Annotated in this window: 16 protein-coding genes; 10 read left to right on the forward strand and 6 right to left on the reverse strand. The window is 61.6% G+C overall.

Going from position 1 to position 15,697, the window contains the following annotated elements:
- Positions 1 to 106 precede the first annotated feature (106 nt).
- The 4 genes from CFE47_RS04365 (at position 107) to CFE47_RS04380 (ending at position 4,839) form a co-directional block, all read left to right on the forward strand.
- On the forward strand, positions 107 to 1,345 hold the full coding sequence (locus CFE47_RS04365) for an MFS transporter (protein ID WP_286835642.1): 1,239 nt from the start codon (positions 107 to 109) through the stop codon (positions 1,343 to 1,345).
- A gap of 43 nt (positions 1,346 to 1,388) precedes the next feature.
- A complete protein-coding gene (locus CFE47_RS04370) occupies positions 1,389 to 1,715 on the forward strand; it encodes a DUF2388 domain-containing protein (RefSeq protein WP_286835643.1) in 327 nt (108 codons plus the stop codon).
- 198 nt (positions 1,716 to 1,913) lie between these two features.
- A complete protein-coding gene (locus tag CFE47_RS04375; protein ID WP_010210624.1) occupies positions 1,914 to 3,500 on the forward strand; it encodes an ABC-F family ATPase in 1,587 nt (528 codons plus the stop codon).
- Between the two features lie 163 nt (positions 3,501 to 3,663).
- Complete coding sequence (locus tag CFE47_RS04380; protein ID WP_286835644.1) at positions 3,664 to 4,839, forward strand: MFS transporter; 1,176 nt, start codon at positions 3,664 to 3,666, stop codon at positions 4,837 to 4,839.
- On the opposite strand, the gene CFE47_RS04385 is transcribed toward CFE47_RS04380, so the two are convergent.
- Positions 4,833 to 5,870, reverse strand: a complete 1,038-nt coding sequence (locus CFE47_RS04385; protein ID WP_286835645.1) for an alpha/beta hydrolase family protein — start codon at positions 5,868 to 5,870, stop codon at positions 4,833 to 4,835. The genes CFE47_RS04380 and CFE47_RS04385 overlap by 7 nt on opposite strands.
- 241 nt (positions 5,871 to 6,111) lie before the next feature.
- Positions 6,112 to 6,723, reverse strand: coding sequence for an FMN-dependent NADH-azoreductase (locus tag CFE47_RS04390; RefSeq protein ID WP_286835646.1), 612 nt, complete (start codon positions 6,721 to 6,723; stop codon positions 6,112 to 6,114).
- 124 nt (positions 6,724 to 6,847) lie between these two features.
- On the opposite strand from CFE47_RS04390, the gene CFE47_RS04395 reads away from it, so the two are divergent.
- Both CFE47_RS04395 and CFE47_RS04400 read left to right on the forward strand, forming a co-directional pair.
- Complete coding sequence (locus CFE47_RS04395) at positions 6,848 to 7,756, forward strand: LysR substrate-binding domain-containing protein (RefSeq protein WP_185709944.1); 909 nt, start codon at positions 6,848 to 6,850, stop codon at positions 7,754 to 7,756.
- The gene (locus CFE47_RS04400) at positions 7,753 to 8,109 is read left to right on the forward strand and encodes an MmcQ/YjbR family DNA-binding protein (protein ID WP_185709900.1); all 357 of its coding nucleotides are present in this window, start codon (positions 7,753 to 7,755) and stop codon (positions 8,107 to 8,109) included. The genes CFE47_RS04395 and CFE47_RS04400 overlap by 4 nt, the downstream gene beginning before the upstream one ends.
- Here CFE47_RS04400 and CFE47_RS04405 read toward each other — a convergent pair.
- Positions 8,098 to 8,481 carry a DUF1294 domain-containing protein gene (locus CFE47_RS04405; protein ID WP_185709901.1) on the reverse strand — a complete coding sequence of 128 codons (384 nt, stop codon included), beginning with the start codon at positions 8,479 to 8,481 and terminating at the stop codon, positions 8,098 to 8,100. The two genes, CFE47_RS04400 and CFE47_RS04405, sit on opposite strands and share 12 nt — an antisense overlap.
- On the reverse strand, positions 8,478 to 9,308 hold the full coding sequence (locus CFE47_RS04410) for an undecaprenyl-diphosphate phosphatase (RefSeq protein ID WP_286835647.1): 831 nt from the start codon (positions 9,306 to 9,308) through the stop codon (positions 8,478 to 8,480). Before CFE47_RS04410 ends, CFE47_RS04405 begins: the two co-directional genes overlap by 4 nt.
- A 219-nt stretch (positions 9,309 to 9,527) precedes the next feature.
- Here CFE47_RS04410 and CFE47_RS04415 point away from each other — a divergent pair, with 219 nt between their 5' ends.
- The 3 genes from CFE47_RS04415 to CFE47_RS04425 all read left to right on the forward strand — a co-directional run bounded on the left by CFE47_RS04415 (position 9,528) and on the right by CFE47_RS04425 (position 12,372).
- Positions 9,528 to 11,162, forward strand: coding sequence for a methyl-accepting chemotaxis protein (locus tag CFE47_RS04415; RefSeq protein ID WP_286835648.1), 1,635 nt, complete (start codon positions 9,528 to 9,530; stop codon positions 11,160 to 11,162).
- A 101-nt stretch (positions 11,163 to 11,263) separates the two neighbouring features.
- On the forward strand, positions 11,264 to 11,827 hold the full coding sequence (gene pnuC / locus CFE47_RS04420; RefSeq protein ID WP_286835649.1) for a nicotinamide riboside transporter PnuC: 564 nt from the start codon (positions 11,264 to 11,266) through the stop codon (positions 11,825 to 11,827).
- Positions 11,824 to 12,372: an AAA family ATPase gene (locus tag CFE47_RS04425; protein ID WP_286835701.1), complete on the forward strand. Its 549-nt coding sequence runs from the start codon at positions 11,824 to 11,826 to the stop codon at positions 12,370 to 12,372. The genes pnuC and CFE47_RS04425 overlap by 4 nt, the downstream gene beginning before the upstream one ends.
- On the opposite strand, the gene CFE47_RS04430 is transcribed toward CFE47_RS04425, so the two are convergent.
- On the reverse strand, positions 12,334 to 12,774 hold the full coding sequence (locus CFE47_RS04430) for a MarR family winged helix-turn-helix transcriptional regulator (RefSeq protein WP_286835650.1): 441 nt from the start codon (positions 12,772 to 12,774) through the stop codon (positions 12,334 to 12,336). The genes CFE47_RS04425 and CFE47_RS04430 overlap by 39 nt on opposite strands.
- Before the next feature lie 73 nt (positions 12,775 to 12,847).
- On the opposite strand from CFE47_RS04430, the gene CFE47_RS04435 reads away from it, so the two are divergent.
- Positions 12,848 to 13,978, forward strand: a complete 1,131-nt coding sequence (locus tag CFE47_RS04435; RefSeq protein WP_286835651.1) for an FAD-dependent oxidoreductase — start codon at positions 12,848 to 12,850, stop codon at positions 13,976 to 13,978.
- On the opposite strand, the gene ggt is transcribed toward CFE47_RS04435, so the two are convergent.
- A complete protein-coding gene (ggt, locus tag CFE47_RS04440) occupies positions 13,972 to 15,696 on the reverse strand; it encodes a gamma-glutamyltransferase (protein WP_185709907.1) in 1,725 nt (574 codons plus the stop codon). The genes CFE47_RS04435 and ggt overlap by 7 nt on opposite strands.
- Position 15,697: the final 1 nt, after the last annotated feature.

Genomic DNA, 15,697 nt, shown 5'->3' on the forward strand with positions numbered 1-15,697 from the left:
CTCGCCGATTAAAACCCCAAGATGCGGGCGAAACTTAACGCCTGACCGGTAGGTCATTAACGCAATGAGTGTTCAGCCGTTGAACGCCCCTTGCGTAGTCCTCGCTATGGCCAAACACACTGACCTGCGCAATACCCTGTCCCTGGACAGCTTGAATTTCTTCCTGGCGGATGTACGCGACGGTCTCGGCCCATACCTGGCGATCTACCTATTGGCCGTGCACAAATGGGACCCGGCCAGTATCGGCGTGGTCATGACCCTGGCGGGCATCGCCGCGCTGATCACCCAAGGCCCGGCGGGTGCCCTGATCGATCGCACCCGCAGCAAGCGCGCGGTCATCGCGATTGCCGCCCTCCTCGTGACCGGCAGCTGCCTGATGCTGCCCTTTGTCAGCTCCTTTACGCTGGTTGCGTTGACCCAGGCAGCCAGTGCCGTGGCTGCCTCGGTGTTCGCCCCAGCGATCTCCGCGATCTCCCTGGGGATCACCGGCCCGCGTGCGTTCACCCGGCGTACCGGGCGCAACGAAACCTTCAATCACGCGGGCAATGCCGTGGCCGCCCTACTGGCCGGTGGCTTGGCATACCTGTTCGGTTCCGTCGTGGTGTTCTATCTGATGGCGTTCATGGCACTGGCCAGCGTGGTGGCCGTCGGTTGCGTGTCGGCACAAGCGATCGACCATGAAGTGGCCCGCGGCTTCGATCCTGCCCATGCCACCGATCATGCGCAGCCCTCGGGCATCACTGTGCTGCTGGCAAACCGCCCGCTCCTGTTATTCGCCATTTGCTGCGCGCTGTTCCACCTGGCCAATGCCGCGATGCTGCCTCTGGTCAGCCAGAAGCTGTCGCAGATCAACCTGCAGATGGCCACGCCACTGACCTCGGCGTGTATCGTCGCCGCGCAATTGGTGATGGTGCCGATGGCCTGGCTGGTCGGTATCAAGGCTGACCTCTGGGGGCGCAAGCCGTTGCTGCTCGCGGGATTCATGATCCTGCCGCTGCGGGGCGTGCTCTATACCTTGTCCGATGACCCTTACTGGCTGGTGGCCGTGCAGATGCTCGACGGCATCGGCGCGGGCATCTTCGGTGCGTTGTTCCCAGTGATCGTCAAGGACCTGACCCAAGGCACCGGCCGCTTCAATGTCAGCCTGGGCGCACTGTCCACCGTGTTTGGCCTGGGCGCGGCGTTGAGCACAAGCCTCGCCGGTTTTGTGGTGCAACAGGCCGGTTACAACGCGGCGTTCCTGACCCTGGCCGGCGTCGCGGCCGCTGCGCTGGCGCTGTTGTGGCTGGCGATGCCGGAGACATTGGCCAAACCAACGCACGCACAGCATGCAGCCGTGGCTTGAAATAGACGACAATGCGCGCCACTCGAAAGCACGGAAGCATTAAATGAAGTCATGGAAGATACTGACGGCCGCCCTCTTGGTGGGGTCTGGCAACCCGGCCGTCGCGGCAGAAAACAACAACCCCTTCCAGGCCGCGCTGATGATCACCTCGATCATCCCCACCGTGATCATTGGCGGCACAACGGCGGCAACGTCCTACATTCCAGAGCTGTTCAAATCCTCCAAGAGCGACGCGCTAGCATTTATCGGCTCGGACGGCGAGATCCGTGGCGCGCAGTTCGAGCAAGCCGCACGGTATTACCGCGCGACCCACCGCCCCCCCCTGATGTCCGACCAGCAACTTGCCCAGGCGATCGTGACGGCTTTTTGAGCCCGGGCGACGCTAAGCAGCGGCCTCGTCGGTTTCGCCATACAACTGTCGCCTGACATATGCGACAATGCGCGCCAAATTCCAACACACATCCCCAATTTTCTGCTCAGCGACCGGGTTTCGCGCCTTGATGTCGCTGTTGATGCATGCCTGAAGGCTCCTGCCGCCACGCTCGCAACCCATTGATAGGTAAAGTAATTGATCTCCACAGCTAACATCACCATGCAGTTCGGCGCCAAGCCGCTCTTCGAGAACGTCTCGGTCAAGTTCGGCGCTGGCAACCGTTATGGTTTGATCGGTGCCAACGGTTGCGGCAAGTCGACCTTCATGAAAATCCTCGGTGGCGACCTCGATCCGTCCGGCGGCCAGGTCATGCTGGAGCCGAATGTGCGCCTGGGTAAACTGCGCCAGGACCAGTTCGCCTACGAAGAATTCACCGTGCTCGACACCGTGATCATGGGTCACGAAGAGCTGTGGAAGGTCAAGGCCGAGCGCGACCGCATCTACTCGCTGCCGGAAATGAGCGAAGAAGACGGCATGGCCGTGGCCGAGTTGGAAACCGAGTTTGCCGAAATGGACGGCTACACCGCCGAATCCCGTGCCGGTGAACTGCTGCTTGGCTTGGGTATTCCCCTGGAGCAACACTTCGGCCCGATGAGCGAAGTGTCCCCCGGCTGGAAACTGCGTGTATTGCTGGCGCAGGCATTGTTCTCCGATCCTGAAGTGCTGTTGCTCGACGAACCGACCAACCACTTGGACATCAACACCATCCGCTGGCTGGAAAACATCCTGACACAGCGTTCCAGCCTGATGATCATCATCTCTCACGACCGTCACTTCCTGAACAGCGTGTGCACCCACATGGCTGACCTGGACTACGGCGAGCTGCGCCTGTTCCCGGGCAACTACGACGAGTACATGACCGTGGCGACCCAGTCCCGCGAGCAACTGCTGTCGGACAACGCCAAGAAGAAGGCACAGATCTCCGAGCTGCAGTCCTTCGTCAGCCGCTTCTCGGCCAACGCCTCGAAAGCCAAGCAGGCCACTTCCCGTGCCAAGGCGATCGACAAGATCCAGCTGGCCGAGGTCAAGCCTTCGAGCCGTGTGAGCCCGTTCATCCGTTTCGAGCAAAACAAGAAGCTGCACCGTCAGGCGGTCATCGTCGAGCGCATGGCCAAAGGCTTCGACGGCAAGCCGTTGTTCAAAGACTTCAGCTTCCAGGTTGAAGCCGGCGAGCGCGTAGCGATCATCGGCCCGAACGGTATCGGCAAGACCACCCTGCTGCGCACCCTGGTCAACGAACTGACCCCGGACGCCGGTAGCATCAAGTGGACCGACGCCGCCGAACTGGGCTACTACGCCCAGGACCACGCGCATGACTTCGAAGACGACGTCACGCTGTTCGACTGGATGGGCCAATGGACCCAAGGCGAGCAAATGATCCGTGGCACGCTGGGCCGCATGCTGTTCTCCAACGACGAGATCCAGAAGTCGGTGAAGGTGATTTCCGGTGGTGAGCAAGGCCGCATGCTGTTCGGCAAGCTGATCCTGCAAAAGCCGAACGTGCTGATCATGGACGAACCGACCAACCACTTGGACATGGAATCCATCGAAGCGCTGAACCTGGCGCTGGAGAACTACCCGGGCACGCTGATCTTCGTCAGCCACGACCGTGAGTTCGTATCGTCCCTGGCCACCCGCATCATCGAGTTGAGCGCCACCGGCGTGATCGACTTCAGCGGCACCTATGACGATTACCTGCGTAGCCAAGGCGTGGTGTTTTAAGAGCAGCCATTAGCTTTTAGCTATAAGCGGCAAGATAGAGCCCTGTCCAGTGTGACGGGGCTTTTTGCATTTGATGCAAGCACATCATTAATAGTTAGCCAGCTTCCTTTTCCTCCAGACCCTTGCCATGATGCCGTCACCGCCCGCCCGCGAACGAGTGACCATGCCTGCCGCCGCCCCCAGCTCCCTGTCGATCACCCTGCAGATCGTCTCCATCGTCTTTTATACCTTCATCGCGTTCATCTGCATCGGCTTGCCGATCGCAGTGATCCCTGGCTATGTGCATGAGCAACTGGGGTTCAGCGCTGTCGTCGCCGGGATCACCATCGGTTCGCAGTACCTCGCCACCCTGCTTAGCCGGCCGATGGCCGGGAGGATGTCGGACAACGTCGGTACCAAGCGTGCGATTGTGCTGGGGTTGACGGGGATTCTGGTAAGCGGTGTGCTGACGTTTTTCGCGACGCTGGTGGAGAGCATGCCCACACTTAGCCTGGGCATTCTGATCGCCGCCCGGCTGTTGCTGGGTGTGGCCCAAGGCCTGATCGGCGTGGGCACCATTAGTTGGTGCATGGGCCAGGTGGGTGCCGAGCATACCGCGCGCTCGATTTCCTGGAACGGCATTGCCTCCTACGGGGCCATCGCCATCGGTGCGCCGCTTGGCGTGGTGATGGTCGCGCAATACGGCTACACCAGCCTGGGCATCGCGCTCTCGGTGTTGTCGGCGCTGGGGTTGGTGTTGATCCGCAACAAACCGTCAGTGCCGGTGGTACGCGGCGAGCGCCTGCCGTTCTGGGCCGTGTTCGGGCGCATCGCGCCGTTTGGTGCCAGCTTGTGCCTGGCGTCGATTGGCTACGGCACCCTCACTACTTTTATTACCCTGTATTACCTCAACCGTGGCTGGGCCGGTGCGGCGTACTGCCTGACGGTGTTCGGCGTGTGTTTTATCGTGTCACGCCTGGTGTTCATCTCGGCCATCAGCCGCTTCGGTGGGTTCCGCGCCGCGATTGCCTGCATGATCATCGAAACCCTCGGCCTGACCCTGCTATGGATGGCACCTTCGACTGGCGTTGCATTGATTGGTGCTGGACTGACCGGTTTCGGCTTGTCGTTGGTATACCCGGCGCTGGGTGTAGAGGCCATCAAGCAGGTGCCCAACAGCAGCCGTGGTGCCGGACTGAGTGCGTACGCCGTGTTTTTTGACCTGGCCCTGGCGATTGCCGGGCCGTTGATGGGGGCCGTGGCGCTGAACCTCGGCTACGGCTGGATCTTCTTCTGCGCAGCGCTGCTGTCGGTCACCGCCCTGGCCGTGACCGTCGCGCTCATGCGCCGCGCTTATTGATCAGCTGTCTGCATACCGGCACGGGTGGATTGTCCGAGGGTGTGGCTGAAAAAACGCCCCGCCTCGGAAATCAAGTCCCGGTGAATGCCTTCGCGGTCGACACCATCGGCATCGGTGCAAATCGCCGGCATGGCGGCCAATTGATCGCTGTCGCACGGCGCCATAAATACAAAGTGCCCTGCCCCCGCCAGTAGCTTGAAGTCCGGCGGTTCCGGCAGTTTGCGCGCCAGCGCGGCGGCATTCTTGTCCACCGCCACCAACTTGTCGCCGTCGCCGCTGTAGAGCAGCACGGGCACGTGCACGTCGGCCAGGGTATGACGGCCAAACATCAGGCTCAGCGGCGCCATCAACATCAAGGCGTGAATACGGGGGTCGGCTTGGGGTTGCAGGTCATCGCGGTCTACCACCAGCTCGCCCTTGGTGGTGCAGGCGTCGCGGTCTTCCGGGCGCTCTTGGCAGTAGCGGCGCAGGCGGTCGAAGTCGGGTTTGGCGCCGGCCAGAATCAATGCGGTTTCGCCGCCGGCGGAATAACCGATCACCCCCACTTGGTCGACGTTGACGAACGGCGACAACATCGAATCGCCCAACGTGGCGGTGATGGCTTCGGAAATCTGGATCGGCCGCCCATACAGGTTGCTCACCGTGCCCAGGCGGCTGTGGTCTTTGTAGTTGTCACCGGGGTGCAGCACCGCCACCACTACAAAACCTTTGCGTGCAAGCGAGGTGGCCAGGTCATGCAAGGCCAGCGGCGTGCCGGTGTTGCCGTGGGACAGCATCAGCATCGGGAAACGCCCGATGGCGATTTTGGAGTCTTCGGATGCGGCGACATGATAAGCGCCCAACTGCGTGGTGTGCTCATCGTCGGTAGAGGGGTAGAACGCAATGGCTTTCATCGGCTGCAAATCCAGCGGATCGAGAAACGTCATGCGATGGAAGCCCACACTCCAATGCGGGTGCGGTGCCGGCGCGGCGTGCACTGAAACCAGGCCGCCCAGGAGGGAAAGAACCACAACTGCACAAAGACGCATCATGAGGATGTCCACCTTTGTAGCGTGCCCACGTTCAACATCTGCGGCATGTCTGGTTGAAAAGTCCATGGTTCAAGGTACTCGCACCGGGTGGTAAACCCATGCGTGCATAACCTGGGCCAAAGTAATGACAGCGGGTAAACGAAAAAACTCCGTAGTCCGGTCGTTTTGAGGCGATCAGAATACAGAGTTTAGACGCCCTGTTTCAGAATGAAACGGGGACAAGCGCTGTTTTACATAAGCTTTACGCGGCCGCGAACAGTTGTTCGTTGATGAGTACGTTGGCGTCGCTCAGGGACTTGGTGCGGAACTCATCGCCGTATGCGAGGCCGTGGGCACGCACAAATTCGATATCGGTGATGCCAAGGAAGCCCAGCAGCACTTTCAAGTAGTCTTCATGGGCCACACCGGTGGCTTGGCCGGCGTGCAGGCCGCCCGACGTCGACACGATGATGACTTTCTTGTTGCCGCACAGGCCTTCCGGGCCGGCTTCGGTGTAGCGGAAGGTTTGGCCGGCAACCGCGATGCGGTCGATCCAGGCTTTCAATTGGGTTGGAATGGTGAAGTTGTACATCGGCGCAGCGATAACCACGGCGTCGGCGGCGAGGAATTCGGCCAGGGTCTTGGCACTCAGCTCGGCTTCTTGCTGCTGCGCAGCGCTGCGCTGTTCAGCCGGAGTACCCAGGGCGCCCAGGGTCGCGCCGGAAAAGTGGTTGATGCCTTCGGCGGCCACGTCGCGGTAGGTCACTTGCACACCCGGCTCAGCCGCTTGCCAAGCCTTCACTACGCCCGCGCTGAGCTGACGGGAAGCCGAGTTGTCGCCGAGGATGCTGGAATCGATATGCAACAGTTTCATTTGAGTTCTCCGGGGTAGGATCGTCAGTGGCGATCAGATGAGCCAATCCTACGCATGAAACCAATAGCCGATAAGGCGGCTTAAATGCGATAGTTTGTCCCACTGACAGGACAATAGGTTGACCATGCAAGACCTCAACGACCTCTACTATTTCGCCAAAGTCGTCGAAGCCGGCGGCTTCGCGGCCGCCGGGCGACTGCTGGGGATTCCCAAGTCGCGCCTCTCGCGGCGTATTGCCGAGCTGGAAGAACGCCTCGGCGCACGCCTGCTGCAACGCACCACCCGCCAACTCACCCTCACCGCCGTCGGCGAGCGTTACCTGCGCCATTGCCAAGCGATGTTGCTGGAAGCGGAAATGGCCGATGAGGCCGTGGCCAGCATGTCCAGCGAGCCCCGTGGGCGACTGCGGGTCAGCTGTCCGGTGGGCATGGCCCAGCACATCCTGCCGGAGTTGGTGGCGGGGTTTCTCGCCGCCCATCCCCAGGTGCAACTGGAGATGACCTTGGTCAACCGCCGTGTCGACCTGGTTGCCGAAGGCATTGACGTGGCCCTGCGCGTACGCGAGCTGGGGGATGAGGACCCACTGCTGGTGACCAAGCGCTTGCGCCGCGCCCAAACGGTGCTGGTGGCCAGCCCCATCTTTATGCACGACAAGCAGATCGACACCCTCGATGATCTGCGGCAGTTACCGGTGCTCGGCGCGTTGGAGGCCGACCGCATGGTGCACCAGCGCATTCTCGACCCGCAGGGCAACCCCCATGAACTGGTGATGGAGGCCCGCCTGGGCATCGACGACTTCATCGTACGCAAGGCCAGCGCGATCATGGGCCTGGGCTTTACCGTACTGCCGATGATGTATTGCGAAGAAGAACTCGCCAGGGGCCAGTTGGTGCAACTGCTGCCGGAATGGTCGTTGCCGGGCGGCTGGTTGCAGGCCGTGTACCCGCATCGGCGCGGCGTTCTGCCGGCCATTCGTGCCTGGATCGACTACCTGGAAGAAGGCTTCAAAGGCTGCGGAGACCGTTTGCTATGAAAATGACCGAAGACCAAGTCGCCCGTTTCTGCCTGAGCCTGCCGGGCGCGCGCGAAGACTATAAGTGGGGCGGCGTACGTGTGTTCTCGATTGCCGGCAACAAGATGTTTGCCCTGCAGGGCCTGCGCGGCGATTCGCTGGCGTTCAAGGTCGACAAGGAGCTGTTCCTGGGCCACGTGGACCGCCCAGGCATCCACCCGGCGCCCTACTTGGCACGCGCGCAGTGGATCATCATGGACACGCCCTACCCACTGGGCGCTGAGGAGTTGCGTGGCCTGCTGCAGCGCTCCCACCAGTTGGTGGTGAGCAAACTGCCCAAGCGCACGCAGATCGGTTTATTGCTAGAGGACTGACAACAGGGTACCGCCGAGGAATAACTGGTCGAGCCAGAACACCTCATGCAACAGCACAATCACCCAGAACAGCACCTGGTAAGACACCTTGCGCGTCTTGTGCCGGAACACCTGCTGGGCAATCAACGCCCCCGGCCAACCGCCCGCCAACTCCACGGCGTGCAAGATGTTTTCCGGGGTGCGCCAGCGGTCAGTCTGCGCCTTGCGCTTGTCGCTCCAATACAGGAAGAACGCTATCAGGCTGACCACCCCATAGGCCGCCAACGGAATGATGGTCTCACCGCGCAGCCACACCAATACCGACCCCGTCAGCGGCGCAGCGCACAGCAGCACAAAGATCGCCGCTTTCAAGCGTGGGTACTGGATGCTCATGGCTTGACCGCAGTCCAGTCGATCCAGCCAAACTGCCACGTGGCCAGGATCACCAAGCCGAACGCGATCCGGTACCAGGCAAACGCTGCATAGCTGTGGCTGGCGATGAACTTGAGCAAGGCCTTGACCGCGATCATCGCGAAGATGAACGAGGTGACAAAACCGATGGCAAACACCGGCAGGTCATCCGGCTGGAACAGGTGGCGGTACTTGTAGCCCGAATACACCGCCGCACCGACCATGGTCGGCATGGCCAGGAAGAACGAGAACTCGGTGGCGGTCTTGCGCGACAGGCCAAACAGCAGGCCGCCGATGATCGTCGCGCCGGAACGCGAAGTGCCCGGAATCATCGCAAGGCACTGGGCAAAGCCGATCTTGATTGCATCTTTCCAGGTGATCTCGTCGACGGTTTCAGCGTGCGTCCGGTGCTGGCGACGCTCGGCCCACAGCATGATGATGCCGCCCACCACCAGCGCCGCAGCCACGGTGATCGGGTTGAACAGGTAATGCTTGATCAGGTCGGCGAAAATCACCCCCAGCACCACTGCCGGCAACACCGCGATGATCAGGTTAACCGTGAAGCGCTGGGCCTTGCGCTGGGTCGGCAAGCCGATGACCACGTCCAGGATCTTGCGGCGAAACTCCCAGACCACCGCGAGAATCGCACCCAGTTGGATAATGATGTTAAACGCCTCGAAGCGCTCGCCGCCGAACCCGATCAAGTCGGCAACGATGATCTGGTGGCCGGTGCTGGAGATCGGCAGGAACTCCGTGAGCCCCTCCACCACGCCAAGAATCAATGCCTGTATGGCGGTCCAAAAATCCATGCTTCCCCCAAAGGTCATGCTCATTGGCATGCCTCGATAATCTTTTTTAGTGGTTCACTGACGACAAGACCCGGTGTTGGAACTCAACGCCGGTACGGAAAATTCCGTGAGAAATCAGACAGTACTCAGGTTTCCCGATTTCAGGCCGAAAGCCTATCAGACACGCGGGAAAAGTCGATGCAGCGCCCACAATTATAAAAAGCATGGAGTGACAGGACGATGAACAGTTTGCGCAGTATGTCGATCAGCCGCCGTCTCTGGCTGATCCTGATAGTCGCCGTTCTGATGCTGCTGGCCCTGGGTTTGCTGATGCTCAAGCAGATTCACGGCGACCTTTACCAGGCCAAGCGCCAACAGACCCAACACGTGGTGCAGACCGCCAGCGGGATCCTGACGTTTTATCACGGCCTCGAAACCAGCGGCGTCATGACCCGCGAGTCGGCGCAGAAACAAGCCCTGAGTGCGGTGCGTGGGTTGCGCTACGACCATGACGACTACTTCTGGATCAACGACCTCACTCCCGTGATGATCATGCATCCAGCCAACCCAAAGCTGGACGGCCAGAACCTTTCGGCCATCCGCGACCCGGATGGGTTTGCGGTGTTCAACGAATTCGTGCTGCTGGCCAAGGCCAAGGGCGCGGGCGTCGTAAATTACCGCTGGCCCAAGCCGGGCGCAGACGCCCCGGTGGCCAAGACCTCGTATATCCAATTGTTCGAACCCTGGGGCTGGATCATCGGTTCCGGCGTGTACGTGGATGACGTGCAGGCCGAGTTCAGGGGGCAAGTCTGGAATGCGTCCTTGATGGGCCTGGTTATCGCCGCAATCATGGCGTTGCTGGTGGCGCTGATCGCCCGCAGCATCGTGCGCCCGCTGCAGGCGGCGGTGAGCGCGATGGGCAACATCGCCAGTGGCGAAAGCGACCTGACCCGCAGCCTCGACACCCACGGCCGGGATGAAATCACCCAGCTCTCCCACCACTTCAACAGTTTCACCGCCAAGCTACGCCAAGTGGTCAGCCAGTTGCAGGTGTGCGCCAACGCACTGGGCCAATCCTCCATGGAGCTGGGCAACAACGCCACCCAGGCCCACGACCGTAGCCAACAGCAGTCGCAACAGATGGAGCTGGTGGCCACTGCCATCAACGAAGTCACCTACGGCGTGCAGGACGTGGCCAAGAACGCCGAACACGCGGCCAGCGAAATGCGCGATGCCCAGGCCCAGGCGCAACAAGGCCAAGTGAACATCGACGGCAGCCTGCAGCAGATCGACCAGCTCTCCACCACCATCAGCCAAGCCGTTGAGGTAATCCGCACCCTGTCCAGCGAAAGCACGCAGATTGGCGGCGTACTGGAAGTGATCCGCTCGATTGCCGACCAGACCAACCTGCTGGCGCTCAACGCCGCGATTGAAGCCGCCCGCGCCGGCGAGCAAGGCCGTGGCTTTGCGGTGGTGGCCGATGAAGTGCGGTTGCTGGCCCAACGCACACAAAAATCCACTGCCGAGATCCAGGCGATGATCGAGCGGCTGCAAGGTCACTCGGAAGCGGCGGTCAAGGTGATCAGCGACAGCCACAGCGCCTCGCAACTGACCATCGAGCAAGCCGGCCAGGCCGGGGCCAGTCTTACCGCTATCGGCCAGGCACTGCGCAACCTCAATGGCCTGAACGCGTCGATTGCCAGCGCCACGTTGCAACAGGCGCATGTGGTGGAAGACATCAACCAGAACGTCACCCAAGCCGCCGGTTTGTCCCACAGCACCGCGTTGGCGGCCGAGCAGTCCAGTGTGGCCAGCGCCCATCTGCGCGGTTTGAGTGAACAACTCGACGGCCTGCTGCGCCAGTTCAAGGTCTAGCCCACTGATCATTCCCACGCGGGGCGTGGGAACGATCAATTCCTACGCCAATCTTCTTTGGTTACAATCCCCGCCCTCTCCCACGCTCCCAAGGAACCGCCATGTCCGGGCTTGAACTGTTCGCCGCTGCCCTGGGGGTGATCGCTGTCTGGCTGACGGTCAAGCAAAACCCCTGGTGCTGGCCCATCGGCCTGGTGATGGTGTTGCTGTACACCTGGGTGTTTTATGACGTGAAGCTCTATTCGGACATGCTGTTGCAGGTGGTCTACGCCGCGCTGCAAGTGTATGGCTGGTGGCAATGGACACGCGCAGGCGAGGTCAAGCAAGGCCGCCAGGTCACGAGCCTGGGCTGGCCTGCGATCATGACCAGCCTGGCAGTGGGCGCCGTCGGCAGCCTGTTGCTCGGCGCGGCCATGGCGCACTGGACCGACGCAGCCCAACCGTGGCTCGACGCGGCCCTCACCGGCTTCAGCCTGGTGGCACAAATGTGGATGGCGCAAAAACGCGTGCAATGCTGGCCGCTGTGGATTGCCGTAGATGTGATCTTCGTCGGGCTGTTCCTCTACAAAGGCCTCTACCTCACCGCCGCGCTCTACGCGCTGTTCACCGTGATCGCCGTGCAAGGCTGGCGTGAATGGCGTGCCGACCCGGCGTTGCAGCCATGAAGGTGGTGGTGCTGGCAGGCCCGGAGTCCAGTGGCAAAAGCTGGTTGGCGGCTGAGTTGCATCAGCACTTTGGTGGGTTGATGGTGGGCGAATACGTGCGCTACTTCATCGACCACCATCAACGCGACACCTGCCTGGCCGACATCCCGGACATCGCCCGTGGCCAACTCGCCTGGGAAGATGCCGCTCGCGCCGAGCAGCCCAACCTGCTGATCCTCGACACCCACCTGCTGACCAACAAGCTGTGGAGCCAGACCCTGTTCAGCGACTATCCCGCGTGGCTGGACAGCGAACTGCTGGCCCGCCATTACGACCTGCACCTGCTGTTGTCACCCGACGATGTGGAATGGACTGCCGATGGCCAGCGTTGCCAGCCAGAACTCACCGATCGCCAAGCGTTTTTCCAGGCCAGCCTGGACTGGATGCAACAGCATCAACAACCGGCCCTGGTGATTCGCGGCCATTGGGAAGAACGCCGGGCTGTCGCGTTTGCAGCAGTCGAGCAGCTACTCGCCGACACGCTCCAGGTTGGCATTCACCCGTAGCAGCAACGCCAGCAGGGTCGCCTGCTCCTCGTCGCTGAACCCCTCCAACGCCTGCGCCGCCCCCTGCACCATGACCGCGTGAGCCTGGGGCATGCGTTCACGCACCGCATCGGTCAGGGTGATCAAGCGGCTGCGTCTGTCCGCCGGGTCGGCGACGCGCTGGATCATGCCGTCACGCTCCATGCGCCCGAGTAACTGCGCCATGCTCGATTGCTCGACACGGGCAATGCGCACCAACTCAGCCTGAGGCAAACCTTCGCTGTACTTGAGCGCCACCAACACCGGAATCTGCGCAACCGCAAACCCCAAGGCTTTCAGGCGGCCCTCGTACAGACGGATAAAACCGCGGTTGGCCAGGCCGATTTGCTGCATTGGGTTGGGTGCGGGGGATTGAACATTCATGGGCGTTGACTTTCCATAGGATCCTATGAACTAAATGTATAGGATCCTATAAACATCGCCAAGGACAATCTGCATGCATACCTCGTTGCGTATCGCCATCGTTGGCGCCGGCCCCGGCGGCTTGACCTTGGCGCGAATCCTTCATCGCCATGGCATTACGGTCAGCGTGTTTGAGCGCGAAAGCGGTCCTTTTGAGCGCCCACAGGGTGGCACGCTGGATTTACACGCCGAATCCGGCCAACTCGCCCTGCGGCGCGCCGGCCTGGAAGACGCGTTCAAACGCATTGCCCGTTACGAAGACCAGGGCTCGCGGCTGATGAATCACCGCGGTCACTTGCTATACGAGGCCCCCAACCCCGAGGCCGGTGAGCGCCCCGAAGTCGACCGCACCGCACTGCGCCAGGCCCTCCTCGACTCACTACCGCTGGGCTGTGTGAACTGGGGCGCCGGCATCGACGCCGTACACCCGGTGGGCGACGGGCGTTGGACGCTGCACCAAGGCGCCCTGACTCACGGCCCCTTCGACCTGGTGGTCGGTGCCGACGGCGCCTGGTCCAAGGTCCGCCCGCTGCTGTCGCACTATCAACCGCAATACAGCGGGCTGACGTTCATCGAGTTCGGTATCGATGAGGTCGACAATCTGCACCCACCTATCGCCCGCCTGGTCGGCCGGGGCAAGCTGGATATCGACGGTGGGGCCAGATCGATCATTGTGCAACGCAATGCCAATGCCCACCTGCGCGGCTATGCGGTCTTCCGTGTGCCGACCGATTGGGCGGCAAGCCACATCGACCTGTCCTGCGCCGCGTCACTGAAAACTCATTTCGAAGGCTGGCACCCGGACATCCTGGCGTTGTTTGACGCCGCCAATGCGCAACTGGAGTGCAGGCATATCCACGCCCTGCCGGTCGGCCATCGCTGGGCGCACAGGCCAGGGTTGACGTTGATCGGCGATGCCGCTCACCTGATGTCGCCGTTTGGTGGCGAGGGGGTGAATGCCGCGATGCTCGATGCCGCCGAATTGGCGGAGCATCTGCTCAAGACGCCTGACTGCTCGCAAGCAGTTCAGGCTTATGAAAACCACATGTTCGAACGGGTGATGCCGGCAGCCCAGGGCAGCGCCGAGGGCGCCGCCATCCAGTTATCCCATGACAGCCTGGCGCTGTCCCTGGCCCACCTGCATCACCACCTCACGCCTCAGTAACCCAGGGACAAGCCGGTGTTACGACGCGGGTCATTCGCGCCATAGAAGCGGTTGTTACCCACGGGCTTGCCATCCAGGGACGGTGCGCCCACCAGGATTGCCGCCAGGTGGTTGGCATCCTGCGGGCCGGCAAACTTGTGGCCCCAGCTTTCGAGGATCTTCTGGGTGTCCGGGCTCACCGCGAAGGTTTCAAGGTTGGTGGTGTCCGGCATCCATTGCTGGTGGAAACGCGGCGCGTCCACCGCTTCCTGGATGTTCATCTTGTAGTCGATGACATTGAGGATGGTCAGCAAGGTCGCGGTAATGATGCGGCTACCCCCTGGCGTACCCACCACCATCACAGCCTTGCCGTCCTTGGTCACGATGGTCGGACTCATCGACGACAGCGGCGCCTTGCCCGGTGCGATGGCGTTGGCCTCACCCTGGACCAGGCCATACATGTTCGGCACGCCGACCTTGACGGTGAAGTCGTCCATTTCATCGTTGAGGATCACGCCGGTCTTGCTCGCCATCACGCCCGCACCGAACCAGTCGTTGAGGGTGTAGGTCACCGACACCGCGTTGCCCCACTTGTCGACGATGGAATAGTGCGTGGTGTTGTTGCCTTCATGCGGCGACACACCCGGCTTGATCGCCTGCGAGTCACCGGCCTTTTGCGGCTCGATGGCGGCGCGCAGCTTGGCGGCGTAGTCCTTGTCCAGCAGGTGGGCAATCGGGTTCTTCACAAAATCCGGGTCGCCCAGGTAGCTGTTGCGGTCCACGTAGGCGTGGCGCATGGCTTCGATCTGGTAGTGCAGGCCTTGGGCGGAGTGATAGCCCAGGTCAGCCATTGGGTAGCCTTCGAGGATGTTCATGATCTGGCAGATCACGACGCCGCCAGAGCTCGGAGGCGGTGCCGAGACCACGTGGTAGCCACGGTAGTCGCACTCGATAGGCGCCAGTTCACGGGTCTTGTACTTGTCCAGGTCGGCCTGGGTGATGATGCCTTTGCCGGCTTGGCTGGAATCCACCAGCGCCTTGGCGACCCAGCCCTTATAGAAACCGTCGCTGCCTTTGGCCGAGATTTCCTTGAGGGTCTTGGCCAGGTCTTTCTGCACCAGCTTCTGACCGACCTGCATCGGCTGGCCGTTGTGCAGGAAGATGCCGCGCATGTCCTTGTCTTTTTCAAACTCGCCAGTGGCAGTGTGAAGCAGGTCGATATCACCCTGCTCCAGCGCAAAGCCGTTTTCCGCCAGTTTGATCGCCGGGGCAATCACTTGGGCGCGCTTGAGCGTGCCGTATTTGCTCAGGGCCAATTCCATGCCGGACACGGTGCCGGGCACGCCGACGGCCAAGTGACCCTTGGCGCTGAGGCCCTCAATGACGTTGCCGTCTTTATCGAGGTACATGTTGGCAGTGGCCGCCAACGGGGCTTTTTCGCGGAAATCGAGGAAGGTCTTGCGCCCATCGGCCAATTGCACGGTCATGAAGCCGCCGCCGCCTAGGTTACCTGCCGCCGGGTACACCACCGCCAGTGCGTAGCCCACCGCAACGGCGGCATCCACCGCGTTGCCGCCAGCCTTGAGCACATCCACGCCGACATGAGTGGCCAAATGCTGGGCGGTGACCACCATGCCATTTTCACCGGCCACCGGGGCTTGGGACGCGGCGTGCACGCCGCTGACCGTCAACACCAGCGCAGTGGCAATCAAGGTACGGCTGAAGGGTTGGTATTTCATC

Origin of the sequence: Pseudomonas sp. PGPPP1, from assembly GCF_002255865.1 — a bacterium.
Taxonomy (GTDB): Bacteria; Pseudomonadota; Gammaproteobacteria; order Pseudomonadales; family Pseudomonadaceae; genus Aquipseudomonas; species Aquipseudomonas cremoris.

Excerpts from the sequence above, each read along its gene's own strand:
- CFE47_RS04390 (WP_286835646.1), bottom strand. The coding sequence starts at position 6,723 with ATGAAACTGTTGCATATCGATTCCAGCATCCTCGGCGACAACTCGGCT.
- CFE47_RS04395 (WP_185709944.1), top strand. The coding sequence starts at position 6,848 with ATGCAAGACCTCAACGACCTCTACTATTTCGCCAAAGTCGTCGAAGCC.
- CFE47_RS04415 (WP_286835648.1), top strand. The coding sequence starts at position 9,528 with ATGAACAGTTTGCGCAGTATGTCGATCAGCCGCCGTCTCTGGCTGATC.
- pnuC (WP_286835649.1), top strand. The coding sequence starts at position 11,264 with ATGTCCGGGCTTGAACTGTTCGCCGCTGCCCTGGGGGTGATCGCTGTC.
- CFE47_RS04425 (WP_286835701.1), top strand. The coding sequence starts at position 11,824 with ATGAAGGTGGTGGTGCTGGCAGGCCCGGAGTCCAGTGGCAAAAGCTGG.
- ggt (WP_185709907.1), bottom strand. The coding sequence starts at position 15,696 with ATGAAATACCAACCCTTCAGCCGTACCTTGATTGCCACTGCGCTGGTG.
- CFE47_RS04410 (WP_286835647.1), bottom strand. The coding sequence starts at position 9,308 with ATGGATTTTTGGACCGCCATACAGGCATTGATTCTTGGCGTGGTGGAG.
- CFE47_RS04405 (WP_185709901.1), bottom strand. The coding sequence starts at position 8,481 with ATGAGCATCCAGTACCCACGCTTGAAAGCGGCGATCTTTGTGCTGCTG.
- CFE47_RS04365 (WP_286835642.1), top strand. The coding sequence starts at position 107 with ATGGCCAAACACACTGACCTGCGCAATACCCTGTCCCTGGACAGCTTG.
- CFE47_RS04400 (WP_185709900.1), top strand. The coding sequence starts at position 7,753 with ATGAAAATGACCGAAGACCAAGTCGCCCGTTTCTGCCTGAGCCTGCCG.
- CFE47_RS04430 (WP_286835650.1), bottom strand. The coding sequence starts at position 12,774 with ATGAATGTTCAATCCCCCGCACCCAACCCAATGCAGCAAATCGGCCTG.
- CFE47_RS04385 (WP_286835645.1), bottom strand. The coding sequence starts at position 5,870 with ATGATGCGTCTTTGTGCAGTTGTGGTTCTTTCCCTCCTGGGCGGCCTG.
- CFE47_RS04370 (WP_286835643.1), top strand. The coding sequence starts at position 1,389 with ATGAAGTCATGGAAGATACTGACGGCCGCCCTCTTGGTGGGGTCTGGC.
- CFE47_RS04435 (WP_286835651.1), top strand. The coding sequence starts at position 12,848 with ATGCATACCTCGTTGCGTATCGCCATCGTTGGCGCCGGCCCCGGCGGC.
- CFE47_RS04380 (WP_286835644.1), top strand. The coding sequence starts at position 3,664 with ATGCCTGCCGCCGCCCCCAGCTCCCTGTCGATCACCCTGCAGATCGTC.